Genomic DNA, 24883 nt, shown 5'->3' on the forward strand with positions numbered 1-24883 from the left:
AATGCTGTATTAGAGGGGTGTGTACAAAGTGCAGCTACCCAGCCTTAAAGCTGTCTGGGTAGACAGGAAACACAACGCGGGAAGGCTATTAGCTAGCTAAAAGATTTCATTATTCGATGAGTTCGCGCAGCTCACGCATCATTCTGGTGCTGTCAGCCCCGTTCAATTCCACAAGACGGTGCAAATGGCTCATCGAATCAATGTCGATGTACAAGCAGATGAAGCCCAGTCGGTTCGGTTCTTCGTGGCGCAGTTCGACCTGCATCTGCACCTCGGTCACTTCGTCGTTGAGCACAATGTAGGCTTCGAAGTCCTGGCTCAGGTCGGGATCCCAGGGTTGCGGGCTTTCGACCAGCAGGCCTTTGAGGGACAGGTCGAGCAGTTTCACCTCCCAGCAACGTTCGCCCTGGCACAGCCTGGTCGGGGCGTCGAACGGGATACGCAGGAAACGGCGGCGTTCGTCGTGATCGCTCATGGCATGGATCCTCGGGTAGGTCCTAAAGTGACATCCTGACTATAGTTAAAATGCTACGTGCATCAGGTACCGCAATCTGGCCGCAGAGGCTCTAGACCAAAGCAAGTGTGGCAATGCGCGATGACTCGCCCTAGACTCGGTGGGCGGTCTTTCCAATCCACCAGCTGGAAGCTAACCATGAACAACAATAATAGCCTGCTACGCCACATTCCGTGGCTGGCGCTGGCAGTCATAGGGGCCTGCGCGCTGGGTGTGGTCGCCCTGCGTCGCGGTGAGGCAATCAACGCCTTGTGGATCGTGGTCGCGGCAGTGGCCATCTACCTGGTTGCCTACCGTTACTACAGCCTGTTCATCGCTACCAAGGTGATGCAACTGGACCCGCGCCGTGCTACCCCTGCGGTGCTCAACAACGACGGCCTGGACTACGTCCCGACCAACAAACACATTCTTTTCGGTCACCACTTCGCTGCCATCGCCGGCGCAGGCCCCTTGGTCGGCCCGGTGCTCGCCGCGCAAATGGGCTACCTGCCCGGCACGCTGTGGCTGATCGCCGGCGTGGTGCTGGCCGGTGCGGTGCAGGACTTCATGGTCCTGTTCCTGTCCACCCGCCGCAACGGCCGTTCGCTGGGCGACATGGTGCGCGAGGAGATGGGCCGCATTCCGGGCACCATCGCCCTGTTCGGCTGCTTCCTGATCATGATCATCATCCTCGCGGTGCTGGCGCTGATCGTGGTCAAGGCCCTGGCCGAGAGCCCGTGGGGCATGTTCACCGTCATGGCGACCATCCCGATCGCGATGTTCATGGGCATCTACATGCGCTATATCCGTCCGGGCCGCATTGGCGAGATCTCGGTCGTTGGCGTGGTACTGCTGCTGGCCTCGATCTGGCTGGGCGGCGTAATTGCTGCGGATCCGGTCTGGGGCCCGGCGTTCACCTTCACCGGCGTGCAGATTACCTGGATGCTGGTGGGCTACGGCTTCGTCGCCGCAGTGCTACCGGTGTGGCTGGTGCTGGCGCCGCGTGACTACCTGTCGACCTTCCTCAAGATCGGCACCATCGTTGGTCTGGCCATCGGTATCCTGATCATCGCGCCCGAGCTGAAAATGCCCGCGCTGACCCAGTTCACCGACGGCACTGGCCCGGTATGGAAGGGCACCCTGTTCCCGTTCCTGTTCATCACCATTGCCTGTGGTGCGGTGTCCGGCTTCCACGCGCTGATCTCTTCGGGGACCACGCCCAAGCTGCTGGACAACGAAACCAACGCCCGCTACATCGGTTACGGCGGCATGCTGATGGAATCGTTCGTTGCCATCATGGCCATGGTCGCCGCGTCTGTGATCGAGCCGGGCGTGTACTTCGCCATGAACAGCCCGGCCGCCGTGGTGGGCGCAGACGTTGCCTCGGTGGCGCAGACGGTCAGCAGCTGGGGCTTCCTGATCACCCCCGAGCAGCTCGAAGCCGTCGCCCGTGACATCGGCGAGCACACCATCCTGGCCCGTGCCGGCGGTGCGCCAACCCTGGCGGTCGGTATCGCGCAGATCCTGCACCAGGTGTTGCCAGGTGAGAACACCATGGCGTTCTGGTACCACTTTGCGATCCTGTTCGAGGCGCTGTTCATCCTCACGGCGGTGGACGCCGGTACCCGTGCCGGGCGCTTCATGCTGCAGGACCTGCTTGGCAGCTTCGTGCCGGCGCTCAAACGCACCGAGTCGTGGGGGGCCAACCTGCTTGCCACCGCGGGTTGCGTGGCAATGTGGGGTTATCTGCTGTACCAGGGCGTGATCGACCCGCTGGGTGGCATCAACACCTTGTGGCCGCTGTTTGGCATCTCCAACCAGATGCTGGCCGGTATCGCCTTGATGCTCGGTACTGTGGTGCTGATCAAGATGAAGCGTCAGCGTTACATCTGGGTCACCTTGGTGCCGGCCGTGTGGCTGCTGATCTGCACCACTGCCGCAGGCCTGATCAAGCTGTTCGACCCGAACCCGGCCGTTGGCTTCCTGGCCCTGGCCAAGAAGTACAGCACTGCACTGGACGCCGGCCAGGTACTGGCCCCGGCCAAGGACATCGGGCAGATGCAGCACGTGATCTTCAACGCCTACACCAACGCGGGCCTGACGATTCTATTCCTGCTGGTGGTCTTCAGCATCCTGTTCTTCGCCATCAAGGTCGGCTACGCCGCCTGGGGCCGCAAGGAGCGCAGCGACAAGGAAACCCCGTTCCAGGCCCTGCCTGACGCGTAATCGAGAGGACTGCAATCATGTTCAACGACTTGGGTCGACTGGGAAAATACCTGGGGCAGGCAGCCCGCCTGATGGTCGGTATGCCCGACTACGACAACTATGTCGAACACATGCAGAAGACGCATCCGGACAAGCCGGTGATGAGCTACGAGGCGTTCTTCCGCGAACGCCAGGAAGCCCGTTACGGCGGCAAGTCCGGGCCCAAATGCTGTTGAACCCTAAGCGTTGACCTGTCCGGCCTCATCGCCGGCACGCCAGCTCCCACAGGTACTCCATAGGCCACAAGTCTGTGCAGTACCTGTGGGAGCTGGCTTGCCGGCGATGAGGCCACTGTTTTTTCCGCACAGGAGATGTTCTGCGTGCAGACGCCTATTCCCGTAACCGTACTCACAGGTTTCCTTGGTGCTGGCAAGACCACCTTGCTCAAGCACATGCTCAAGGCCGAGCACGGCCTGAAGATTGCCGTGATCGAAAACGAATTCAGCGAGGCCGGCATCGACAGCCAGCTGCTGGGCGACGAGCCGGTGCAGGTGATGACCCTGGCCAATGGCTGCGTGTGCTGCAGCATCCACGGCGACCTCACGCGCGCCTTGTACCTGCTGCTCGAACGCCTGGACGCAGGCGAGATCGCCTTCGAGCGCCTGGTCATCGAATGCACCGGCCTGGCCGACCCGGCGCCGGTGGCGCAAACCTTTTTCATCGACGAGGAGCTGCGTGAGCGCTATATCCTTGACGGCATCATCACCCTGGTCGATGCGGTTCATGCCGAACTGCACCTGACCCAGACCATCGCCCAGGCCCAGGTCGGCTTTGCCGATCGCCTGCTGCTGAGCAAGACCGACCTGGCTGAACCGGCTGCGGTGCAGGCTCTGCGCGAGCGCCTGGCGCGCATCAATGGCCGGGCCGCCATCGGTGTCGTCGAACACGGCCGCATCGACCTGGCTGAGCTACTGGATGTGCGTGGTTTCAACCTCAACCCTGACCTGGGCGCAAACCTGAAACCGGCGCTTCGCCCGGTGCTCAAGCCCGCCACGCCGGACAGGATCTCGACGCTGGTGCTGCGCACGGAAACCGCGCTGGATATCGACCGCCTCAGCGGTTTCATGAACGAGTTGCTGGAAACTCATGGCAAACAGCTGCTGCGCTACAAGGGCGTGCTGAACATCGCCGGTGAAGACCGCAAGCTGGTCTTCCAGGGCGTGCTCAAGCTCTACGGCTTTGACTGGGACGCCCAGTGGGCCGAGGGTGAACCCCGTGAGAGCGTGATGGTGTTCATCGCCGATGAACTGCCCGAGGCTATGATTCGGGCTGGCTTCGAGGCGCTGGCTGCGGGCTGACCCGCCGCGGCGTTGCGGCCTGGAACCACTGCGGCCACGAGCTGCGGTGGCGGGTTTCAACCTCGATGCATGGGATCAGGCGCTCGGTCAGCACAGCGGTCTGCCGCACTGCCTTGGCGGTGCGGTACTTGACGCTGTGGATGCACTCGCGGTCGCCGAACTCGCAGCGGTTCAGTGCGGTACCGCCGCAAGGGCCGTTGGCCAAGCCCTTGGGGCAGGTTTCCGGGCAGACGTACAGCGTGTCTTCCAGACGGCAGCGGCCGCACGTATCGCAACCCACCCATGGCCGTTTCACCGCACGTTCCACTTTGTGCAACACCTGAGCACCAACGCGCGTAGCCCACAGCGGCCGGCGAACCGCCCAGCCAAATGCCTTGCTCAAGCCATTGCGGCGGCTGAACAGCAGCGAATGCATGCCGTGCATCAGGTGATAGCGTGCTTTCTCTTTGAAGGAGGCATCGACCCGCGATTCGCCCTGCCGCCAGGCCGCTTGCGGCGGATGGAAGATCACCGCCGGCAGCCCGGGCATCTGCCAACTGGCCTGCCAGGCGGGCGCCCACTGCTCCAGCGTGTGGACCTGGGTTTGCCAGTGCTCGATACGGGCTTCCAGAGCCAGCAGCTGTTTGAGTTCGTGAACCCCTGACAGGTGCACACCGGCGTAACCCATCAGCTTTACACCGATGATCTGCAAGGCCAGGCGGTCAACACTGCGCGCCTGGGCAAACACCTTGGACTGCGCGGTCTCCGCTTCGAGCATGTCACGCATGGACGGGGTGACAGTGACGCCGGCCACGTGGTCGAGCATGGCCGCACGCCCGTGGGTAAGGCTCATGAGGCAGGCCAGCATGGGCAGGGGCGTGGGCTGGCGGCGCATCCAGTGCATGGCTTCCTGATGCTTGGCGGCGTCGAAGCCCAGTTGCAGCGTGAGGAAGTCGGCCCCCGCTGCCAGCTTTTTCTCGGCCTTGAAATACTGGGCGCCGCCTTCTTCCTCACAGTACTTGAACGGGTTCAGGGCAGCGCCCAGCAGCCAGTGCGGGCAAGCCTGGCGGGCGAGCTGCAGGGCGGCGACCGATTCCAGGTAGCGTACGGGGCGCTGGCCGGGCTCGTGGCCGGGCAGGCGGTCGCCGGTCAGCAGCAACAGCTGGTCGAGGCCCGCGGCGTCCATACGCTGCAGTTGGGCGAGCAGGTGGTGGCGCTCGCGGTCCTTGCCGGAAAAGTGCGGCAAGGCAGGTACCGGGTTGCTGAAAGCGGCGAGGGCGTCCAGCGGCGACATGTCCAGCGGGCTGCCGACGCGATCGCCGATGGCCACGGTCATCGGCCAGCCGCACAGGTGCGCACGGGCCATGATCGCTTCCATGGCGGCGAAGCGTTCTGTGGAAGGCTTGGGGACGAACTCCATGACGCAGACGAAGTTCTGTTCGCGCAGCGCGGTTTTCAGCAGGCTCATGTGGCCGGGCACCTGGTGTGGTCAGGGTGGCATTGTGCGGCACAAGGCGGGCGGGGTCATGTCCGGATGCGCAGGGTGGTGCTCTGAATGAGACATCAGCATGATCATGAAAAAATCTTGGGTTCATCTCAAATTTAATGAGTTTGTCTCAAACCATTGTCAACCGGACAATCCCCTCATTCATTTATGCATGCTGAAGGGACAAGACATGGCACTGGCACACAACCTGGGCTTTCCACGCATCGGTGGCAACCGCGAGCTGCGTGCCCGCCACTGGCAGGTGCAGAAAGACGCCGGCATCGAACTGCTGCCCGTTGGCGACTTTGCCTGGCTTGACCAACCGTTCGACCTTGGCTGGGCGCAACTCTTCGACGAAGTGGCGCAAGCCAAGGCCTTGGGCCACGCGGTCAAGCCAGTGGTAATCGGCCCATTGACCTATTTGTGGCAGGGCGAATACAACGACGGGACCGACAAGCTGGAGCGCCTCGAGACCCTGCTGCCGCTCTATGACCAGTATCTCAACCGCCTGGCTGCGCTGGGCGTCGAGTGGGTACAGATCGATGAGCCGATTCTCGCCGAAGATCTGCCTCAAGACTGGAAAAACGCTTTCGAGCGCGTCTATAACATCCTTCAGCGCGCGCCCTTGAAGAAGCTGATTGCCACCTACTCGGGTGGCCTTGGCGGCAACCTCGGCCTGGCCGCCAACCTGCCGGTCGATGGCCTGCACATCGACCTGATGCAGGCACCCGACCAGTACGTGACCATCCTCGACCGCCTGCCGGCCTACAAAGTGCTTTCGCTGGGCCTGGTTGACGGCGTCAACCCCGCGCCTTGCAACCTGGGACAGACCCTGGACCTGCTGTACGATGCCCATGAGCGCCTGGGAGAGCGGCTGTGGCTGGCGCCATCTTGTGCGCTGCTGCACTGCCCGCTGGACCTGGCTGTGCAGAAGTGCCAGGAAGTCGCGGTGCTGGCTGCTGCACTGGAACAGAACCGCGCTGCGGCTTGATCATCGGCTGCCTGTGCCGGCCTCTTCGCGGGTGAACCCGCTCCCACAGGTACAGTGCAAGCCTTGAAAATTCATGTGGTCCCTGGCCCCACAGGTACAGCATAAACCTTGAAACTTGTGCGGTCCCTGTGGGAGCGGGTTTACCCGCGAATAGGCCGGGCCTGCTGATCAGCGCTCGATCGCCAGCGCCACGCCTTGCCCACCCCCGATGCACAAGGTCGCCAGGCCTTTCTTGGCGTCCCGCTTGATCATCTCGTGCAGCAAGGTCACCAGCACCCGGCACCCGGAAGCGCCAATCGGGTGGCCCAGGGCAATCGCCCCGCCATTCACGTTGACCCGCGCAGCATCCCATTCCAGCACCTTGCCCACTGCCAGCGCCTGTGCGGCAAAGGCTTCGTTGGCTTCGATCAGGTCCAGTTCGGCCAGTTGCCAACCGGCCTTGTCCAGGCAACGCTGAGTCGCTGAAACCGGGCCGATACCCATGATTGCCGGGTCTACCCCTGCACTGGCATAGGCGGCGATCTTCGCCAGCACCGGCAGGCCCAGGGCTTTGGCCTTGGCGGCACTCATCAGCAGCACGGCGGCGGCGCCGTCGTTCAGGCTGGAGGCGTTGCCCGCGGTAACGCTGCCATCTTTCTTGAACGCAGGGCGCAGTTTGGCCAAGGAGTCTGCGGTGGTGTCCGGGCGTGGCTGTTCGTCCTGGGCGAACACCTTGGGCTCACCTTTTTTCTGCGGCAACACGATCGGGGTGATTTCATCGTTGAAGCGCCCGGCCTCGATGGCCGCCACGGCCTTGCGCTGCGACTCGGCGGCAAAGGCGTCCTGCTGTTCACGGCTCAGGCCGTACTTGTCCACAAGGTTCTCGGCGGTGATGCCCATGTGGTAGTCGTTGAAGGCATCCCACAGGCCATCGGTGATCATGCTGTCGATCAGCTGGCCATGGCCCATACGCTGGCCAGTGCGGGCTGAAGGCATCACATAGGGGGCAAGGCTCATGTTTTCCTGGCCACCGGCAATCACAACATCGGCATCACCGCAGCGGATGGCCTGTGCGGCCAGGTGCAGTGCCTTGAGGCCCGAGCCGCAGACCTTGTTCAGGGTCAGTGCCGGTACGCTGTAGGGCAAGCCGGCCTTGATCGCGGCCTGGCGCGCTGGGTTCTGGCCGGCGCCGGCGGTGAGCACCTGGCCGAGGATCACTTCGTCCACCTGCGCCGGGTCCAGCCCGGTCTGCTCCAGCAGGCGCTTGATCACGGCGGCACCGAGGTCGACCGCAGGTACCGTGGCCAGGGCGCCCTGAAAGCTGCCGATGGCGGTGCGGGTAGCGGCGACGATGACCACGTCATTCATGTTGTTGTTCTCCGTGCGATGGGCGTAATGCCCAAGCATCGGTGGCTTTGGCTCATTTGTTAAGTTTGTTTTTCTTTCGGATTGATGTGAAAAACAAATCAATGGGCGCTCGGCGGGCTATCCAACTAAGCTGAATTCCGTGCTGTTTTCACTCAACTGAATGGAGCCCATACCCATGCGCACCCTCATCGCCTTGATGCTACTGATCGGCAGCAGCACAGCATTCGCCGCCACCCAATGCACCACCGCAGACAAAAGCACCTGGCAAGACCAGGAAAAGTTCCAGGCCCAGCTCAAGGAGCAGGGTTACAAGATCAACAAGTTCAAGGTTACCAAGGGCAACTGCTACGAGATCTATGGTCTCGACAAGGATGGCCGCAAGGTCGAGATCTACCATGACCCGGTGAGCGGCAAGGCGGTCAAGTCCGAGTACCACGATTGAACAGCGACGGCACGGTGCAGCTGTGGGACCCGCTCCTGCGGCTGTGCCATCTCTCCATCGCCGGTGTGTTCTTCGCCGACTATTTTTTCAACGAAGAAGGTGACGACTGGCACCAGTGGCTGGGTTACTACGCACTGGCCTGTGTCGTGGTGCGCGTGGTCTGGGGCTTTGTCGGGCCACCCAGTGCGCGCTGGGCCGATTTCTGGCCAACCCCGGCGCGCCTGGCAGTGCATGCCCGTGCGCTGCTGCGCGGCGAGCCTTGTCATCGCCTGGGGCATTCGCCAATTGGCGCCCTGGTGATGCTGTTGATGCTCACCGGTATCGCAGGGCTGGTCCTGACCGGCTGGGCGTCCCAGGAGGTGGACGCGCTGTGGGGCGCCGATTGGCCGACCGACCTGCACAGCTGGTTGGCCGATGCGGTGTTGGCGTTGGTGTGTGTGCATGTGCTGGCGGCGATCTACGAGAGTGTGCGCCTGCGCGAGAACCTGCCGTTGTCTATGATCACCGGGCGTCGACGGCGCCGGGATTGAATTTAACTGTGCCGGCCTCTTCGCGGCTAAAGCCGCTCCCACAGGTATTACACAGACCTTTAGAGCGGCGGGGCCCTTGTGGGAGCGGCTTTAGCCGCGAAGAGGCCAGGTCAGGCAACACAACTCAAACAGCCGGACACTGATGGGTCACACAGTGAATCCCGCCACCCCCGGCGGCAATGGCATCAATATCCAGCTGCACGATATCGCGCCCCGGGTACAACGCCGCCAGCAACGCCCGAGCCTCTTCATCCGCCTGCGCATCACCAAACTGCGGCGCGATGATCGCGCCATTGATCAGGAAGTAATTGACGTATCCGGCCGCAAAGTCTTCATTGCCCTTGCTGAACCTGTTACGCCGCCCGCGCTGTGGCGGTGACACGACATGAATCTGCAACGTCCGGCCTTCTGCATCGGTGGCGCGCTTGAGAATCTCAAGATGCTTGCGCGTCACGCCGTGGTCATACGATTCCGCGTCGTTGTCCAGGTTGGCAATCACCACCCCCGGCCGCACGAAGCGGGCATAGAAATCCACATGCCCGTCAGTGATGTCCTCACCGGCGATGCCCGGCAGCCAGATAACCTTGCTCAACCCCAAGCGCTCCTTGAGCTCGGCCTCGACCTCGGCCTTGCTCCAGCCCTTGTTGCGGTTGGCATTGACCCAGCTGCTTTCGGTCATGATGCCGGTGCCATGGCCATCCACTTCGATGGCACCTCCTTCACCGACCAACTCGCTGCGCTGATAGCGCGCGCCGGCGAGTGTGGCGATCCGCTTGGCCAGCTGTGCATCGTTGCGGTGGCGCTGCTTGTTGCCCCAGCCGTTGAAGTTGAAATCCACCGCGCCCAGCGCGCCGTCGTCATTGAGGACGAAGTTGGCGCCGATGTCGCGCATCCAGATGTCGTCCAGTTCGCACTCGACAAAGCTTGTGCGCGGGCTGGCGCAGTGCTGCTCGGCCAGCTTTCGTTCGCTTGCCCGGCAGAACACGGTGACCGGCTGATAACGCGCGATGGCTTGGGCTATGCGGCCCAGGGCAGCTTGCACATCGGCGGTGAAGTCTTCCCAGATGACATCCTGGGCGCCGAAGGCGATGAAGGCGCGCTGCTGCGGTTCGCCCTCGTCAGGCATGAGCCAGCGCCCGGGCTCGTCGGCGCGAGTCAGGCCCAGGGGCAAGCCAAGGCCGGTGCCGAGGCCGGCCGCCAGTGACAGTTGCAGGAAGGTTCTACGGCTTGGCATGGCTCAGTCCTGTGCAGTCTTGAAGCGTGTCCACACGCGCATGCGTGCCCGCATGTCAGCCTGTGGAATATCGCGGCCCGGTATTAGTCGGGCATAGGTTGCTTCGTCGAGGTAGATATCGGGGTTGTCGCGCATGCGTGGGTCCACCGCCTGGCGCGCCTTGGCGCTGGCTGTGGGGTAACCGGTGAAGTTGCTGATGGCAGCCATGTTCGCCGGGCGCATGACGAAGTTGATGAAACGATAGGCGTATTCCGGGTGCCTGGCGTCGGCCGGGATGGCCATGGTGTCCATCCACACCGTGGTGCCTTGGCGGGGCACGCGGTACTGGAAGTCCAGGTGCTTGCCTGCGGCCTCGGCCGTGCGCTGGGCCTGGATCACGTCGCCGCTATAGCCCAGGGACACGCACAGGTTTTCGTTGACCAGTTCGGTCACCGGCTGCGACTGGAACTTGCGCACATACGGGCGTATGGCCTTGAGCAGCTCGCTGGCGGCGGCCAAGTCTTCACGCTTGGCGCTGCGTGGCTCGCGCCCCAGGTAGTTGAGGACCACAGCCAACACTTCGTCGGGCGAGTCGATGACCGAGATACCGCAGTCGGCGAACTTGGCCGCCAGCTCCGGCTTGAACAGCAGGTCGAGGTTGTCCAGCGGCGCATCGGGCATGCGCTGGCGGACTTTCTCGGCATTCACCGTCAGGCCGATGGTGCCCCAGGTGTAGGGGACGGTCGCCTGGCTGGCCCTGGGGTACCGGGCATGCAGCTGGCGCAGGCCAGGCTCGATGTCGTCCAGTGCCTCAAGGCGGCTGTGGTCCAGTGGCTGCAGGCTGCCGGCGCGCATCAGCCGTTCGGCAACGGTGTCACCGGGGAACACCAGGTCGTAGCCACTGCGCCCGGACATCAGCTTGGCTTCGAGTACTTCACTGCCGTCCATGACGTCGTAGATGACCTGGATGCCGGTTTCGGCCGTGAACTGCTTCAGGGTGTCCTCGGCAAAATAGTCGGCCCAGTTGTACAGGCGCAAAACGGCCTGTTCGGCCTGGGCCTGGCTGGCGCAAATGGCCAGCGCCAATGCGGCTAGAAGGTGGTGTTTCATGCTCAGGCCCTCAGGGTATGTGGATGCTTGCCGTCCAGAGTCAGCAGTGGGGCGTACATTTCCGGGCGACGGTCGCGGTAGATGCCCCAGCTCAGGCGGTCATCGCGCATGCGTGCCAGGTCCAGGTCGTGCAGCCAGATGCCGCCGTTGTCACGGTCGGCCTCGGCGAGCATGGCGCCCTTGTGGTCGCAGATGAACGACGAACCATAGAAGCGCATGCTCAACGAAGCGTCGCTGGCGGCGACTTCATCGCCTACGCGATTGGCCGCCACCACCGGCAACAGGTTGGCGGCGGCGTGGCCGCGCATGGCCACCTGCCAATGGTCGCGTGAGTCCAGTTCGGCGCAGCCGGGCTCGGAGCCGATGGCGGTGGGGAACAACAGCACTTCGGCGCCCATCAGTGCCAGGCAGCGAGCGGTTTCGGGGAACCACTGATCCCAGCAGATACCAATGCCCAGGCGGCCAAAGGCGGTATCCCAGACCTTGAAGCCGGTGTCGCCAGGGCTGAAGTACTCCTTCTCCTGGTAGCCGATAGCGTTGGGGATGTGGGTTTTGCGGTACACCCCGAGCAGGCGGCCGTCGGCATCGGCCACGGTCAGCGAGTTGAAGAAGGCATTGCCGGCGCGCTCGTACCAGCTCAGCGGCAGCACCACGCCCAGCTCGCCGGCCAGCGCAGCGAAGCGCTGCAGCATCGGGCTGCCGGGGTAGGGCTGGGCGAGGGCCTGGTGCTGGTGGTCCTGTTCGATGCAGAAGTACGGGGTAGCGAACAGCTCCTGCAGCAGGATCACCTGGGCGCCTTTGGCAGCGGCTTGGCGCACAAGCTGTTCGGCGCGGTCGAGGTTATCGGGCAGGTTCCAGCTGCACGGCATCTGAGTGGTGGCCACCCGTAGCAGGCTCATGGCTGTACCTCCGGCTGCTGCTGGGTAATGCAGTGGATGCCGCCACCGCCGTGGGCTATGTGGTCGATACGCACGGGTACGATCTGCCGGCCCGGGAAAGCGTGGGCCAGCTGTGCAGCGGCCTCCTTGTCGGCGGCGATGCCATAGGCCGGCATGATGATTGCGCCGTTGGCGATGTAGAAGTTGGTGTAGGACGCACAGAACACTTCGGCGTTATGGTCGACCGCGGCGGTGGCTTCGTACAGGTCCAGCAGTTCGAAGTGTCGGCCCCGGGCGTCCGTGGCCAGTTCCAGGGCACGGCGGTTTTCCCGCACAACTTCGGCGTACAACGAGCCTTGATCATGCGTGGCGTCGACCAGCAATACGCCTGGCCGGGCGAAGGCACACACGCCGTCGATGTGGCCGTCGGTCATGTCGCCGGTGACGTATTGCGGGTCACCCGGCAGCCAGACGGTCTTGCTGATGCCCAGATGGCGGGCAAAGCAGGCTTCGAACTCGGCCTTGCTCACACCAGGGTTGCGGTTGGGGTTAAGCAGCACCGATTCTGTGGTGATCAGCGTGCCTTCACCATCGACATGCACCGCGCCACCTTCGTTGCATAGCGAGGTGCTGAAACCGTCGAGGCCTAGCTGGTCGAGGATGCGCCGGCCCAGGCTGCGGTCCAGACCATGCTGCGACTTGTCGCCCCAGGCATTGAAGCGCCAGCTCAGGCCGGCCAGGCCATGCTGCGGGTGGCAGACGAAACTCGGGCCGCTGTCACGGCACCAGCTGTCGTCCACTGCCAGTTCGATCAGCTCGATGTTGGCACCGCAGAGCGCGCGGGCGCTGGCCACGGCAGACGGGTCGACCACCATCTTCACCGGCTCGAAACGAGCGATGGCCGCTGCGACCCGAGCGTAGTCCTGCTGTACATCGGCCAGGCGCACGTTCCAGGCGCTTTCCCACAAGTCCTGATTGTGTGGCCAGATCATCCAGGTTGCCGCGTGACGTGCCCATTCGGCGGGCATGCGCCAGCCACTGTCGAGGAACAGGTGCATAGTGAACTCCGATCTATGAAGGATTTTTATCAACGAAGCCCGCCGTCGCGGGTGTTGGTATTCATGCTATGGCTAGGCCTGGCGGGCGACAAACGATAGATTTAGCGCACATCTGATTAGCAGGGCTTATCAATCATGCTTAAACACTGGCCACCTCTTAATGCCCTGCGCGGTTTCGAGGCTGCGGCGCGGCTGGGCAGTTTCCATAAGGCTGCCGAGGCGCTGAACCTCACGCAGTCGGCCATCAGCCAGCAGATCCGCAGCCTGGAAACCTACCTGGAGCAGCCGCTGTTCCACCGCAGCGGGCGTAGCGTGAGCCTGACCGATGCCGGGCATGACCTGCTCAGCACCACCCAATCGCTGTTGCAGCACCTGGCCGTGGGCATTCGTCGGCTTGACCAGTACCGCAAGCCTGACCAGTTGGTGGTCAACACCAGCCCGGCATTTGCCAGGCATTGGCTGTTGCCGCGGCTGGCTGACTTTCACCGGCGTTGCCCGCAGGTCGACTTGTGGTTGTTCACCAGCTTCGAGGTGCCGGACATGGCCACCGAGACCATCGACCTGGCCATCCGCGATGACCTCAGTGCCCAGGCCGAGTGCAGCTTCAGCGTGCTGCATCAGGATCAACTGTACCCGGCCTGCCATCCTTCAATGGCCGCTTCGGTTGTGCGCACTACCTTGCATGGCGAGCGGGAGATGGACTGGAGCCATTGGCAGCTGGAGGGTGGCGAGGATGTGGGGCAGCAGGGCAAGGGGCTGAATTTTTCCGATCCCGGGCTGTTGCTGGATGCGGCGAGCGAGGGGCTGGGGGTGGCCCTGGTCAGCCAGTTGCTGGCACAGCGGGCGATGGAGGAGGGGCGTCTGCAGGCGTTGTCGGCGCAGCGGGTACGGGGGCCGGCGTGGGCTTGCCTGGTGCATCGGGACAGTCAGGAAGATCCGCTGGCCCGGCAGTTTCTGGAGTGGTTGAAAGGTGCTTTGGCCTCAGAGTGATGTTGGCATTACTGGCCCTATCGCCGCCAAGCCAGCCCCCACAGGTACCCCACAGGGCGGAAGGTTTGCGCAGTCCTTGTGGGAGCTGGCTTGCCGACGATAGGGCCGGTACAGGTAAACCCAGGTTTTGCATCCTTTTGATCACCCCGTAATATGTGTCGGATAACCTGCGGGGGTAGTCTCACCCTCTGATCAATCGGAATCGCCCCACGCGGCGCTTCCCCGGCATAAACCTGACGAGGTACAGACATTGGCCATCATTCATCCTAAGGTTCGCGGTTTTATCTGCACCACGACTCACCCGAAGGGCTGCGAGCTCAACGTCCGTGACCAGATCGAAGCCACCCGCAAGCTGGGCGTGCGCGAGGATGGCCCGAAAAAGGTCCTGGTCATCGGTGCTTCCAGTGGCTACGGCCTGGCCGCACGTATCACCGCAGCGTTCGGTTTCAAGGCCGACACCTTGGGCGTGTTCTTCGAAAAACCAGGCACCGAAACCAAGGCCGGCACTGCTGGCTGGTACAACTCCGCTGCCTTCGACAAGTTTGCCAAGGCCGAGGGCCTGTACAGCAAGTCGATCAACGGTGACGCCTTCTCCGACGAGGCCCGTGCCAAAGTCATCGAGCTGATCAAGAACGAGATGGGTGGCAAGGTCGACCTGGTCATCTACTCGCTGGCCTCGCCTGTGCGCAAACTGCCGCAGACCGGTGAAGTCATCCGCTCGGCACTGAAGCCGATCGGCGAGCCTTACAAGTCGACCGCCATCGACACCAACAAGGACACCATCATCGAGGCCAGCATCGAGCCGGCCACCGAGCAGGAAATTGCCGACACCGTCACCGTCATGGGCGGCCAGGACTGGCAGCTGTGGATCGACGCCCTGGCAGGCGCCGACGTATTGGCCGAAGGCGCTCGCACCGTGGCCTTCAGCTACATCGGCAGCGACATTACCTGGCCAATTTACTGGCACGGTGCGCTGGGCCAGGCCAAGCAGGACCTGGACGAAACTGCCTTGCGCCTGAACGAGAAATTGGCCAGCGAAGTGAAAGGCGGCGCTAACGTGGCCGTGCTGAAATCGGTGGTCACCCAGGCCAGCTCTGCCATTCCGGTGATGCCGCTGTACCTGTCGATGGTCTTCAAGATCATGCAGGAGAAAGGCGTTCACGAAGGCACCCAGGACCAACTGGACCGTATGTACCGCGACCGTCTGTATCGCGCCGATGGTGCGCCGGCCGAAGTCGACGAGAAGGGCCGTCTGCGCCTGGACGACTGGGAGCTGCGCGACGACGTACAGGACGAGTGCAAGGCCCTGTGGCCAAAGGTCACCACCGAGAACCTGTTCGACCTGACCGACTATGCCGGTTACAAGAAGCAGTTCCTCAACCTGTTCGGCTTCGAGCGTGCTGACGTCAACTATGACGACGACGTGGCCACCGATGTGAAGTTCGACTGCATCGAGCTGTAAGCCGAACCGGGCTGGCCCTATCGCCGGCAAGCCAGCTCCCGCAGCTAGACCACAAGCCTCATGGCCTGTGGAATTCTGTGGGAGCCGGCTTGCCGGCGATAAGGCCAGCACAGGTTCAAGATTTTTTGCTAGTTTTGGCGCACAACAACAGGGAATGCGCCATGAGTAGCCTCACCCAACCCGCCACCCCTTTTCGCCAGGCCACAGCCGATGGCTACAGCCTCTGCGGCTTCTGCTGGCGTCACGCCCAGCCTGACCCCCAGCGCCCGCTGGTGATCATCAACGCGGCCACTTCGGTACGCTGCCGCTATTACTCCCGCTTTGCCGACTACCTGTTTGCCCAGGGCTGCGATGTGCTGACCTACGACTACCGTGGCATCGGTGAATCCCGCCCGGCTTCGTTGCGTGGCTTCCAGGCATCGTGGAGCGACTGGGGCCGTCTGGATTTCGAAGCGATGTTGGCGCATGCGGTCGAGCGTTTCCCCGGCCAGCCAATAGACGTGGTGGGGCACAGTTTTGGCGGTTGTGCAGTAGGCCTGGCACCGTCGGCCGGCCAGATACGCAGGGTAGTGATGGTAGGCGCACAGTTTGCCTACTGGCGCGATTACGCGGCTGATCAACGCTGGCGGCTGTTCGGCAAATGGCATGTGGTGATGCCTTTGCTAACCCGCGCTTTGGGCTACTTCCCTGGCAAGCGCCTGGGCTGGATGGAAGACACCCCGGCGGGGGTGGTGGATGACTGGACCACCCGTACGCCACGCTATGAGCACCGGCCAAGTGGGCGCCGGCTTGAGAGGGTACCGTTTGCCCACGTCCAGGCAGCGACGCTGGCCATCAGCTTGACCGATGACCCGTTTGGCACTGTGGCGGCGACCGAGCGGTTGCTGAGTTATCTACAGGGGGCCCGGCACCTGCGTATCGCGCCTGTGGATATTTCGGTCGAGGAAATTGGCCATTTCGCGTTTTTCCATGACCGGTTTCGCGAGAGCCTGTGGCCGGTGGCCTTGCAGTGGTTGATGCAGGGAGCGCTGGATGAAGGTGGGCCTGGCACCCTCATGGATTGAGGGTGCATTCTGTAGGAGCGGGCTTGTCCCGCGAATGGAGCCACGCGGTGCCTGGCACCGGCTTTGCCGGTGTTCGCGGGACAAGCCCGCTCCCACAGAGCCCCGCTTGTCTCACGGCTTGCGCGACAGCGGCTGCCCGGCAAATTTCACACCGGCCAAACCATGCTCGATCAGCGCACGGATATTGCCATGGTCGCTGCCCTCAGGCGTGGCCAGCACATCACGGTAGTGCTCGCCAAAGGCCAGCAGCGCTTCCTGGTCGCTCAGCCCTTCCAGCAACGCCAGGCCCAGTGTCTTGCACGAGCCTTCGTTTTGCCCGGCTGCGTTCTCCACGCCGCCGTTGTTGAAGGCCTGCGGCTGATAGCTGTAATTGTCGGCAATGAACGCCAAGGTATCGGCAAATACATGGTGGCCGCTGGCCAGGCTGGCGCGCAGGGTGTTCAGATCAGTCACGAGGTTTTCCTTTTTCGAACGCCGCTTGTTGTTCGGCGCTGGCTTCTTTCTGGTATTGGGCTTTCCACTCGGCGTAGGGCATGCCGTACACCGCTTCACGGGCGTCATCCAGGCTCAGGTCGAGCTGGCGCTCGTCAGCTGCGGCCTTGTACCACTTGGACAGGCAGTTGCGGCAGAAACCGGACAGGTTCATCAGGTCGATGTTCTGTACATCGGTGCGCTTTTGCAGGTGTTCGACCAGGCGCCGGAACGCGGCGGCTTCGAGTTCGAGCTGTTGCTGTGGGGTCATGGGCTTCTCTCAGATCATGCGGTTCTTCAAGTGGCGGCCACCGTTGATGACCACCTGGCTGCCAGTGCTGTACTGGCTGGCGAGCAGGTACTTGACTGTCTCGATCAGTGGGCCGGCGCCGGGTTCGAACTCCAGCAGGGCCTTTTTCAGGGTTTGCTGGCGGTAGGCTTCGTCGCCCCCTTCCTTGAGGATCAGCAGCCCGGGCAGGATACCGTTCACATGCACCTTGGGCGCATATTTTTCAGCGAACGACAGCACCATGTTCTGCAGCGCAGCCTTGGTGGCAGCGTAGCCGATGTGGCTTTTGCTGCCGCGCGAAGAGGTTTCGTCGCAGATATGGATGATGTCGGCTTTGTCCACCTTGGCCAGCAGGTCGCCCAGGGCCAGATTGAGGTGGTAGGGCGCTTCGACGTGCAGGCGGAACATGGTCTCGAGGTTGTCGAGCCCGTCATCGAGCCACAGCGAGGCGTTGTGGATGATGGCGCGCAGGCCGTCGTAATGGGTATGCAGGTGATCGATCAGGGCCTGGCGATCGGCTGCCAGGCACAGGTCGGCCTGAAAGTGCACGATGTTCGGGTGGGCCGTCTGTGGATGGACGCTGCGGCTGGCACTGACCACCGTATGGCCGGCCTGTGCCAGTTCAAGGGCCAGGGCCAGCCCGACGCGCTGGCTGGCTCCGGTAACGAGAATGGGGCTGTTCATGTTCGGGGCGGTCAACTTGTCTGTCCTTTGGTTGCCGCCCAGCATACCCGAACTGTTTCCTTGTTGTATGGCCTGGGTTCAGCGGCTGCGCAAGGCGCCAGTGGTGGCCGGGGAGGCATGCAGCCAACTGGCCAGCAGGCGGGTGGACAGGGGGATGAACAGGTACACCATCAGCGGCGTCAGGGCCAAGGTACTGAGCATTACCCGGGGCAGCATGCCCAGCGTCGCCAGCCAGGGGCCGAACAGCAGATTGAACGCCAGCGAGACCGGGAAAAATGCCAGCCAGATGGCCACGGTCTGCTTCCAGCGCGGTGGTTTTTGCACCGTATTGGTGCCAAACCAGTCGTCGATACCACTGACGCGCGCCTCTTTGGGGCGCTCGAACAGCCCGTTGCCGCGCTGCAACCAGGCCCGGCGCGAGGCGGAATGCTCCCAGGCATGCAGGGTGGGTTCGTCGCTGAAGCGGAAGATGATCTGGAATTCGTCGCCATCGGCGGGCGGGGCGAGGATGCCGGAACCGAGGTAGCCGGGGAAGTCGGTGGCCAGCTGCTCGCCTTCATGCAGCCAGGCCAGCAGGTCCTGGTAGCGGCCATGGGCGGCGCGGCGCGACACCATCAAGGTGACGGGTGGGGTAGACATCGTGTATCTCCTGGCAACGGGGCTGGCGGGTAGCTGGCCCCTTTGGCTACGTGGCCCGGGGTGGTGGGCAACGCAGGTGTGCATGCAAGAATCGGGCGCGGATTATCGCGCCTGTGTGATCTTCGGCAAATGTCAGCCGGCAAACGGTTGCACCCTGCGATCGGTGTCGGCGTAGTAGAATGAGCGCTCAACTTCCGCACTCAGGGTACGCCGTGCAGATGAACGAACATGGACGTGATCCGCTGATCGAAGTGGCTCTTGAGCAGCAGGAGCTGTTTCCGATCCGCGAAGTTTCCCGACTGACGGGTGTCAACGCCGTGACCCTGCGTGCCTGGGAGCGCCGCTACGGGCTGATTCAGCCAACCCGCACCGACAGTGGCCACCGTCTTTATTCCCAAGCGGACATCGATGATATCCGCCGTATCCTCGGCTGGCTTGAGCGCGGCGTAGCGGTGAGCAAAGTGGGCAGCATCCTCGCTCGCGGCCATGCCCTTGCCGCGCAGGTCAGCGGGGCGACGGACGCCTGGTTGCGCTGGCAGCACCAGGCGCGTCAGGCCGTGCAGCGGTTTGACATGGCCGGCCTGGACCGGCTGTTCGACGAGGTGTTTGCTGCCAACACCCTGGACCAAGTGTTCGCTGAGGTGTTCATGCCGGTTTGGCACGACCTGGCGGCCGGGCAGGGCGTCTATGGGCAGGCCAGCGAGTGGCTGTTCCTTGACCAGTTCTTGCGTGGCCGGGTATTTGCCCGTTTGCAGCTCGCCCATGTGCCGCGTGGCCGCACAGTGCTGCTGGCAGCGTTGCCAGGGCAATGCCACGAACTGGAATTACTGGTGACCGGCCTGAGCCTGGGCAGCGACGAGATTGGCGTGACGCCCTTGGCAAGCGGGCAGCCGCTGCAGGAGCTGGCGCTGGTCTGCGAACGCCTGGAACCCGATGCCCTGGTGCTGTTTTCCCACCACCCACCCACGGCTGAACTCACCCGCCGACTGGTGCGCATGGCTGCGGTACTGGAATGCCCGTTGTTACTGGCCGGCGAAGCTGCAGAAGTGGCACAGGACCACTTGGCAGGCAGCCAGATCGCCTGTCTGGGGGCGCAAGGTCAAGGTAGTGTGATGCGCCAGCGCTTGCGGCAGTTTCTGGCCGGTCAGCTCGATACTTGAGTGTGCAGTTCGGGGTGCGCCCGGCGATGGGCCTGGAGGATGTAGTCGCGCAGGCGGTCGATCTCTTCTGCCGGGCTCTGGCCCAGGTCGTAGGCTGCCAGGTCCGGGCCGATGCGCCGGCCCAGCACACCATGCAGTTCGATCGGGCTGATGTCGCCCGGTGCGAAGTTCAACTCGAAACGGGTGGGCGCTGTTGGCAAGCCGCGGATCTCAACCAGTACACCTTTGAACGAAATGTCGCGGACCCACAGGCCGCTTTGCTGCTCATGGCTGTCGAGCAACGGGCTGGGCGTATCCATCGGCAGCCGCCACGCGCGCAGCATGGGGCCGTCTTCGTAGATTTCCGGTGAACCCACTTGCAGATGCAAGGCGTGGAACTCGTCTTCCACCAACTGCAGTGGGAAGCTGATCTGCTGGTTGTTGAACTGGGCCTGCAAAGTCACTTGTTCGTTGGCCACCAGGCGGGTCAGCAAGCTCTGGATGCGACGGTCGCCATTGACCAGCAGGCTCGACATCGAGTCGGCCAGGTTCAACTGTGGCGAATGCTGCATGCTCTGGATGAAATCCAGCTCGTCCTGGGTCAGGAGCGCGTCTGCTTGCATGATCGAACTCGGTGGTGGCGATTTCTTCAACGGTATTGACCGTGCGTGGCGTACTTGGTTCAGGTGCGTTCGTCGGGTAGCAGGCTAGCGCGCAGCTCGGCCAGTTCGCGCTCCAGTGCGACCTGGCGGCTGACATCCTTTTGAATCCCGATGAAATAGGATCGCCGTTCACTTTCGAGCCTTACCGGTGTAATGGACAGCTCGTTCCAGAACGCGCTGCCATCCTTGCGGTAGTTGCGCAGCACTTCGCGACAGGGGCGGCCTTCGGCCAAGGCCCTGCGGATGCGGGCACGGCCAAGCTGGTCACGGTCGTCGGCCTGCAGGAAGCGGCAATCCTGGTAGAGGATTTCGTCGCGGCTATAGCCGGTCAGGCGTTCGAAGGCGGCGTTCACGTAGATCAGGATGGTGTCGTCGCCTTCCTGTTCGGCAACCACGATCCCGTCATTGGACGCATCGACCATCGATTGCAGTAATTGCGCGTTGATCATGTCTGGGCCATTGAGCAAAGAAAGGCTGAAGGCGGCGACTTTGGTAGAGGCGGCCTTTTGCCAGCGCTGAATGCTAGTATCCTACGTTTTCACTCAGTTTCGGAATCCTCTACCCGATGAAAGTCGCCATTATTTCCGGATCGGTCTATGGCACCGCCGAAGAAGTCGCCCGTCACGCCGAATCGTTGCTGAAGGCAGCAGGCCTGGAGGCCTGGCATGCGGCGCGTGCCACCTTGCAGGACCTTGAAGGTTTTGCCCCAGACGCCTTGCTGGCCGTGACCTCGACCACCGGCATGGGCGAGCTGCCGGACAACCTCATGCCGTTGTACAGCGCCATTCGTGACACCCTGCCTGCGGCCTGGCGTGGCCTGCCGGGTGCAGTGATTGCGCTGGGCGACGCCAGCTATGGCGATACCTACTGTGGTGGTGGCGAACAAATGCGCGAGCTGTTTGCCGAGCTGGGCGTGCGCGAAGTGCAGCCGATGCTGCGCCTGGATGCCAGCGAGACGGTGACCCCGGAAGCCGATGCCGAACCGTGGTTGGCGGAGCTGCTTCAAGCGTTGAAAGCCTGACGGGGCATGTTCGCGTGTCCTGGCCTCTTCGCGGGTAAACCCCACATGGAGGGCGCAGTTTTCCCAAACTGTGGTGTCCCTGTGGGAGCGGGTTCACCCGCGAAAGGGCCGGCACTGGCTCAATCATTAGCTACTGCCCGGCACCGGCCACTCGCGCAGCAACGCCAACCACGCCTGCGCCGCCCGTGACAGGTACGCCCCGCGCCGCCAGATAAAGGCAATATCCCACCGCAAATCCTGCGGCGAACGCAGCGGCAAACGCACCACCCCAGGGCGCTCAAGCGCTTTTGCCACCACCCGGGGCAGCAACACCACGCCTTGGCCCGCTGCCACCAGCGCTGCCAAAAAATCCGCCTGGCCACTGCGGCCGCCTTCCTTCGGGATAAACCCTTGCTGCTGGCACGCCTTCAGCAGCCGGTCATTGAGCACGAAGCTGCGCTGAAACAGCAGGAACGGCGTATCGGCCAGTTGCCCCAGGTCGACCCCGTCCAGGCCCGCCAAGGCATGGCCAGCCGGCAGCAGGGCATCCAGCGGTTCATTGCAAAACGGCTGGTAGTCGAACGTTTCGTCGCTAGGCGTCAGGCTGCCGCCCAGTTCCAGTTCGCCACTCTTCACCGCCTGCTCCACGTTACGGCTGCCACCTTCGAGCAACTGGATCGCGATGTTCGGGTGGCGCCGCCGATACTCGGCGAACAAACTGGCGAACAAGGCGTCACTGCCCAGCATCGGCAACCCCAGGCGCAGCTCGCCACGCTCCATCTGGCTTAGGTCGTCGAGTTCATTTAGCAGTGCCTGGCGTTGGCGTAGCAGGGCCTCGCCGCGCTCCAGCACAATGCGCCCGGCAGCCGTCAGGTGCAGCTGCGAGGCCTGGCGCTCCAGGAGCGGCTGGCCCACATCTTGCTCCAGCTGTGCTACCTGCTTGCTCACCGCCGACTGGCTGATGTGCAGTGTTTGCGCCGCCTGGGTAAAACCGCCGCGTTGGACCACTTCGATAAAGCTGCGCAGTTGTTTGAATTCCATGCTCGGATTCCATTATGGAATGGCGACCAGTCTAACAATTCGCTTCTGGCCTAGGCAGCCGAATCTTAAAATGAGGGCTTGTCGAGGAATCCGCACCATGAAACCCGCATTAATGAAAAAAGCCCTGCGCCTGCTTGTCGAGCTGGCGATCCTTTGTTCTTTGTTCCTGCTCGGCGGCCAGCTCGCCAGTTGGCTGGGCTGGCCGATCCCCGGTGGCGTGATGGGCCTGGCACTGTTGCTGATACTGTTCGCTTCGGGTGTGCTCAAGCCGGCCATGCTGCAATTGGGCGCTGGCTGGCTGATGGCCGAGATGCTGCTGTTTTTCATCCCGGCGCTGATGAGCCTGCTTGATTACGGTTCGCTCATCCGTGAAGAGGGCTGGCGCATTTTGCTGGTGATCGCCGTGAGCACGCTGATGGTGATGGTGGTGACTGCTTTGACCGTGGAGCTGGTGTGCCGCTGGAGTTTGCGCCATGAGCCTTGAACCCATGCCGCTGTTCTGGTTGGCCCTGACCCTGCTGGCGTATCTGGGCAGCCGCTGGCTGTACCGGCGCAGCAAGCGCTACCTGCTGTCGCCGTTGATCCTGGTGCCAGTGTTGCTGCTGGCGGTGGCAGTGCCGCTGCATACAGCCTATGCCGAATATGCCCGCAACACCCACTGGTTGATGAGCGTGCTCGGCCCGGTGACCGTGGCCTTCGCGGTGCCGATCTGGCAGCAGCGGGCCATGCTGGCGCGCCATTGGCCGGCGCTGATGGTGGGCATGGTGGCGGGCAGCAGTGCCTCGATCGCCAGCTCCTGGGGCCTTGCGCACCTGCTGGCGCTGGACAACGCAACCAGCCTGTCGCTGGTGCCGCGTTCGATCACCACGCCGTTTGCCATGCCCTTGGCCCATGACCTGGGTGGGGTGCCAGAGCTGACGGCGGTGTTCGTGATGTTCACCGGCGTGCTCGGCGCCATGTTCGGTGGCGTGCTGCTGCGCTGGTTGCCGCTGCGCACGCCGTTGGCACGGGGTGCGCTGTTCGGCGTTGGCGCGCATGGTGCCGGGGTCAGCCGGGCCCAGGAGGTAGGCCGCGAGGAAGGTTCGGTGGCCGGGCTGGTCATGGTCCTGACGGGGCTGTTGAACCTGTTCGCGGCACCGCTGCTGGCCATGCTGCTCTGACCGTTCGTGCCACTGACTCGCTCAGTCATCAAGCTGGCTGGCAACGCAAGTTTCAGCCCATGGCCTGCTGGCTAGACTCTGCCTCGACATAGAGAGCACATGTATGTGCCGAGGTGACATGCAATGACCGCAGCCTTGCCCTATTCCGCCAACACCAAATCACCGGGACCGTTCTGATGCCTATGGCCGAAATTCCATTGTGCGTCTGGCGTACCCGGGGACAGAGTTTCACTTTCCGGGGCCAGAGCATCCGCTACTGGACCGCAGGGCAAGGAGAGCCCCTGCTTCTGTTACACGGTTTCCCCACTGCCAGCTGGGATTGGCACTATTTGTGGGGGCCTTTGAGCCAACGCTTCAGGGTGATCGCTTGCGACATGCTGGGCTTTGGCGATTCGGCCAAGCCGGTCGATCACGCCTACAGCCTGATGGAGCAGGCGGACTTGCAGGAGGCTTTGCTTGGCCACCTGCAGGTCGACCAGCCGGTGCACCTGCTGGCCCACGACTACGGCGGCAGCGTCGCCCAGGAATTGCTGGCACGGCACCATGAACAGCGTGCCGAGGTTGCCAGCTGCGTTTTCCTCAACAGCGGGCTGTTCCCCGAAAGCTGCCGCATGCTGCTGATCCAGAAGCTGCTACTCAGCCGGTTCGGCTGGCTGGTCGGGCGTTCGTTCGGGCGTGATGACCTGGTGCGCAACGTGACGCAGGTCTACGGCCCTTGCACCCACCCCAGCGAAAGTGCTCTGGATGATTTCTGGAGCCTGATTGCCGCCAACCGGGGGACGCGCATCCTGCACAAGCTGGTGGGCTATATGCCCGAGCGCAGATTGCACCGCGAGCGCTGGGTCGGGGCGATGCAGCGTTCAGGCGTGCCACTGCGCCTGATCAATGGCGTGGTCGACCCGCTTTCCGGCACGCACATGCTTGAGCGCTACCGGCAACTGGTGCCGGAACCGGACACCGTGCAGCTACCGGGCATTGGCCATTACCCGCACACTGAAGCGCCAGCCCAGGTGCTGCGCCACTACCTGGCCTTTCGTGAGCAGCCTGTGAGCTTCTATCCGCAGAAAGTGGCGTGGTCCTGACCGGGCCGCATCGCCCTGCGTTATTGCCAGGCATTCAGCCTGCGTGAGCTTTGTTGTCCGCCCGTTGCTTGCGGCTGACACTCGGCTTACCTGAACCTGCCTGGAGCCAT

Annotated in this window: 28 protein-coding genes; 14 read left to right on the forward strand and 14 right to left on the reverse strand. The window is 63.0% G+C overall.

From position 1 onward, the window contains the following. Positions 1 to 109: 109 nt before the first annotated feature. The gene (locus AC07XM_RS00095) at positions 110 to 475 is read right to left on the reverse strand and encodes a PilZ domain-containing protein (RefSeq protein ID WP_023047384.1); all 366 of its coding nucleotides are present in this window, start codon (positions 473 to 475) and stop codon (positions 110 to 112) included. Between the two features lie 177 nt (positions 476 to 652). Between AC07XM_RS00095 and AC07XM_RS00100 the strand changes: the two genes are divergently transcribed. The 3 genes from AC07XM_RS00100 (at position 653) to yjiA (ending at position 4056) form a co-directional block, all read left to right on the forward strand. Next, complete coding sequence (locus AC07XM_RS00100; protein WP_016489096.1) at positions 653 to 2719, forward strand: carbon starvation CstA family protein; 2067 nt, start codon at positions 653 to 655, stop codon at positions 2717 to 2719. 17 nt (positions 2720 to 2736) lie between these two features. Further along, complete coding sequence (locus AC07XM_RS00105; RefSeq protein ID WP_003251633.1) at positions 2737 to 2934, forward strand: YbdD/YjiX family protein; 198 nt, start codon at positions 2737 to 2739, stop codon at positions 2932 to 2934. 144 nt (positions 2935 to 3078) lie between these two features. Beyond that, positions 3079 to 4056, forward strand: coding sequence for a GTPase (gene yjiA / locus AC07XM_RS00110; protein ID WP_024718027.1), 978 nt, complete (start codon positions 3079 to 3081; stop codon positions 4054 to 4056). On the opposite strand, the gene AC07XM_RS00115 is transcribed toward yjiA, so the two are convergent. After that, a complete protein-coding gene (locus AC07XM_RS00115; RefSeq protein WP_023047382.1) occupies positions 4016 to 5503 on the reverse strand; it encodes a methylenetetrahydrofolate reductase C-terminal domain-containing protein in 1488 nt (495 codons plus the stop codon). The genes yjiA and AC07XM_RS00115 overlap by 41 nt on opposite strands. Positions 5504 to 5711: 208 nt before the next feature. Between AC07XM_RS00115 and AC07XM_RS00120 the strand changes: the two genes are divergently transcribed. Further along, positions 5712 to 6512 (forward strand): 5-methyltetrahydropteroyltriglutamate--homocysteine methyltransferase, encoded by an 801-nt coding sequence (locus AC07XM_RS00120; protein WP_102689690.1) that lies wholly within the window; start codon positions 5712 to 5714, stop codon positions 6510 to 6512. Between the two features lie 168 nt (positions 6513 to 6680). Here the strand turns inward: AC07XM_RS00120 and AC07XM_RS00125 are convergent, their stop codons facing one another. Then, positions 6681 to 7859, reverse strand: coding sequence for an acetyl-CoA C-acetyltransferase (locus tag AC07XM_RS00125; protein WP_024718026.1), 1179 nt, complete (start codon positions 7857 to 7859; stop codon positions 6681 to 6683). 175 nt (positions 7860 to 8034) lie between these two features. Here AC07XM_RS00125 and AC07XM_RS00130 point away from each other — a divergent pair, with 175 nt between their 5' ends. Further along, positions 8035 to 8301: a PepSY domain-containing protein gene (locus AC07XM_RS00130; RefSeq protein ID WP_016489091.1), complete on the forward strand. Its 267-nt coding sequence runs from the start codon at positions 8035 to 8037 to the stop codon at positions 8299 to 8301. After that, complete coding sequence (locus AC07XM_RS00135; protein WP_016489090.1) at positions 8298 to 8831, forward strand: cytochrome b/b6 domain-containing protein; 534 nt, start codon at positions 8298 to 8300, stop codon at positions 8829 to 8831. The genes AC07XM_RS00130 and AC07XM_RS00135 overlap by 4 nt, the downstream gene beginning before the upstream one ends. A gap of 124 nt (positions 8832 to 8955) precedes the next feature. Here the strand turns inward: AC07XM_RS00135 and AC07XM_RS00140 are convergent, their stop codons facing one another. From AC07XM_RS00140 to AC07XM_RS00155, 4 genes are read right to left on the reverse strand one after another with little or no spacing between them, the layout of a single operon-like run. Next, the gene (locus AC07XM_RS00140) at positions 8956 to 10065 is read right to left on the reverse strand and encodes an agmatine deiminase family protein (RefSeq protein WP_102689691.1); all 1110 of its coding nucleotides are present in this window, start codon (positions 10063 to 10065) and stop codon (positions 8956 to 8958) included. Positions 10066 to 10068: 3 nt separating this feature from the next. Then, the gene (locus AC07XM_RS00145) at positions 10069 to 11154 is read right to left on the reverse strand and encodes an extracellular solute-binding protein (protein WP_102689692.1); all 1086 of its coding nucleotides are present in this window, start codon (positions 11152 to 11154) and stop codon (positions 10069 to 10071) included. 2 nt (positions 11155 to 11156) lie between these two features. After that, positions 11157 to 12053 (reverse strand): N-carbamoylputrescine amidase, encoded by an 897-nt coding sequence (gene aguB, locus AC07XM_RS00150; protein WP_023047706.1) that lies wholly within the window; start codon positions 12051 to 12053, stop codon positions 11157 to 11159. Continuing rightward, entirely contained in the window at positions 12050 to 13090 is a 1041-nt protein-coding gene (locus AC07XM_RS00155; protein ID WP_095116116.1) for an agmatine deiminase family protein, read from the reverse strand. Before AC07XM_RS00155 ends, aguB begins: the two co-directional genes overlap by 4 nt. Positions 13091 to 13225: 135 nt before the next feature. On the opposite strand from AC07XM_RS00155, the gene AC07XM_RS00160 reads away from it, so the two are divergent. From AC07XM_RS00160 to AC07XM_RS00170, 3 genes are all read left to right on the forward strand, one after another. Beyond that, complete coding sequence (locus AC07XM_RS00160; RefSeq protein WP_016489085.1) at positions 13226 to 14080, forward strand: LysR substrate-binding domain-containing protein; 855 nt, start codon at positions 13226 to 13228, stop codon at positions 14078 to 14080. 250 nt (positions 14081 to 14330) lie between these two features. Beyond that, a complete protein-coding gene (gene fabV / locus AC07XM_RS00165) occupies positions 14331 to 15542 on the forward strand; it encodes an enoyl-ACP reductase FabV (protein WP_016489084.1) in 1212 nt (403 codons plus the stop codon). Positions 15543 to 15703: 161 nt separating this feature from the next. Continuing rightward, positions 15704 to 16606 (forward strand): alpha/beta hydrolase family protein, encoded by a 903-nt coding sequence (locus AC07XM_RS00170; protein WP_102689693.1) that lies wholly within the window; start codon positions 15704 to 15706, stop codon positions 16604 to 16606. Between the two features lie 111 nt (positions 16607 to 16717). Here the strand turns inward: AC07XM_RS00170 and AC07XM_RS00175 are convergent, their stop codons facing one another. Genes AC07XM_RS00175 through AC07XM_RS00190 form a run of 4 tightly spaced genes read right to left on the reverse strand, consistent with a single transcriptional unit; the run spans position 16718 to position 18689 of the window. Beyond that, entirely contained in the window at positions 16718 to 17059 is a 342-nt protein-coding gene (locus AC07XM_RS00175; protein ID WP_016489082.1) for a HopJ type III effector protein, read from the reverse strand. Beyond that, positions 17052 to 17348, reverse strand: a complete 297-nt coding sequence (locus tag AC07XM_RS00180; protein ID WP_010955294.1) for a DUF1244 domain-containing protein — start codon at positions 17346 to 17348, stop codon at positions 17052 to 17054. The genes AC07XM_RS00175 and AC07XM_RS00180 overlap by 8 nt, the downstream gene beginning before the upstream one ends. 9 nt (positions 17349 to 17357) lie before the next feature. Then, complete coding sequence (folM, locus tag AC07XM_RS00185; protein ID WP_016489081.1) at positions 17358 to 18095, reverse strand: dihydromonapterin reductase; 738 nt, start codon at positions 18093 to 18095, stop codon at positions 17358 to 17360. 33 nt (positions 18096 to 18128) lie between these two features. Then, the gene (locus AC07XM_RS00190; RefSeq protein ID WP_102689694.1) at positions 18129 to 18689 is read right to left on the reverse strand and encodes a putative antibiotic biosynthesis monooxygenase; all 561 of its coding nucleotides are present in this window, start codon (positions 18687 to 18689) and stop codon (positions 18129 to 18131) included. A 218-nt stretch (positions 18690 to 18907) separates the two neighbouring features. On the opposite strand from AC07XM_RS00190, the gene AC07XM_RS00195 reads away from it, so the two are divergent. Further along, complete coding sequence (locus AC07XM_RS00195) at positions 18908 to 19849, forward strand: MerR family transcriptional regulator (RefSeq protein ID WP_102689695.1); 942 nt, start codon at positions 18908 to 18910, stop codon at positions 19847 to 19849. Here the strand turns inward: AC07XM_RS00195 and AC07XM_RS00200 are convergent. After that, entirely contained in the window at positions 19834 to 20451 is a 618-nt protein-coding gene (locus AC07XM_RS00200) for a PilZ domain-containing protein (protein ID WP_023047711.1), read from the reverse strand. The genes AC07XM_RS00195 and AC07XM_RS00200 overlap by 16 nt on opposite strands. Positions 20452 to 20510: 59 nt before the next feature. Beyond that, positions 20511 to 20939, reverse strand: a complete 429-nt coding sequence (locus AC07XM_RS00205) for a PAS domain S-box protein (protein ID WP_060517415.1) — start codon at positions 20937 to 20939, stop codon at positions 20511 to 20513. Between the two features lie 116 nt (positions 20940 to 21055). Here AC07XM_RS00205 and AC07XM_RS00210 point away from each other — a divergent pair, with 116 nt between their 5' ends. Continuing rightward, entirely contained in the window at positions 21056 to 21511 is a 456-nt protein-coding gene (locus AC07XM_RS00210; protein ID WP_016489076.1) for a flavodoxin, read from the forward strand. A 126-nt stretch (positions 21512 to 21637) separates the two neighbouring features. Here AC07XM_RS00210 and AC07XM_RS00215 read toward each other — a convergent pair whose 3' ends face one another. Continuing rightward, positions 21638 to 22531: a LysR family transcriptional regulator gene (locus tag AC07XM_RS00215; protein ID WP_016489075.1), complete on the reverse strand. Its 894-nt coding sequence runs from the start codon at positions 22529 to 22531 to the stop codon at positions 21638 to 21640. Between the two features lie 97 nt (positions 22532 to 22628). Between AC07XM_RS00215 and AC07XM_RS00220 the strand changes: the two genes are divergently transcribed. From AC07XM_RS00220 to AC07XM_RS00230, 3 genes are all read left to right on the forward strand, one after another. After that, positions 22629 to 23015 carry a CidA/LrgA family protein gene (locus tag AC07XM_RS00220; RefSeq protein WP_016489074.1) on the forward strand — a complete coding sequence of 129 codons (387 nt, stop codon included), beginning with the start codon at positions 22629 to 22631 and terminating at the stop codon, positions 23013 to 23015. Next, positions 23005 to 23691 carry an LrgB family protein gene (locus tag AC07XM_RS00225; RefSeq protein WP_016489073.1) on the forward strand — a complete coding sequence of 229 codons (687 nt, stop codon included), beginning with the start codon at positions 23005 to 23007 and terminating at the stop codon, positions 23689 to 23691. The genes AC07XM_RS00220 and AC07XM_RS00225 overlap by 11 nt, the downstream gene beginning before the upstream one ends. Positions 23692 to 23867: 176 nt before the next feature. Next, positions 23868 to 24773, forward strand: a complete 906-nt coding sequence (locus AC07XM_RS00230; RefSeq protein WP_016489072.1) for an alpha/beta fold hydrolase — start codon at positions 23868 to 23870, stop codon at positions 24771 to 24773. The last annotated feature ends 110 nt before the right edge of the window (positions 24774 to 24883 follow it).

Source organism: Pseudomonas sp. GW460-LB5, assembly GCF_059423245.1.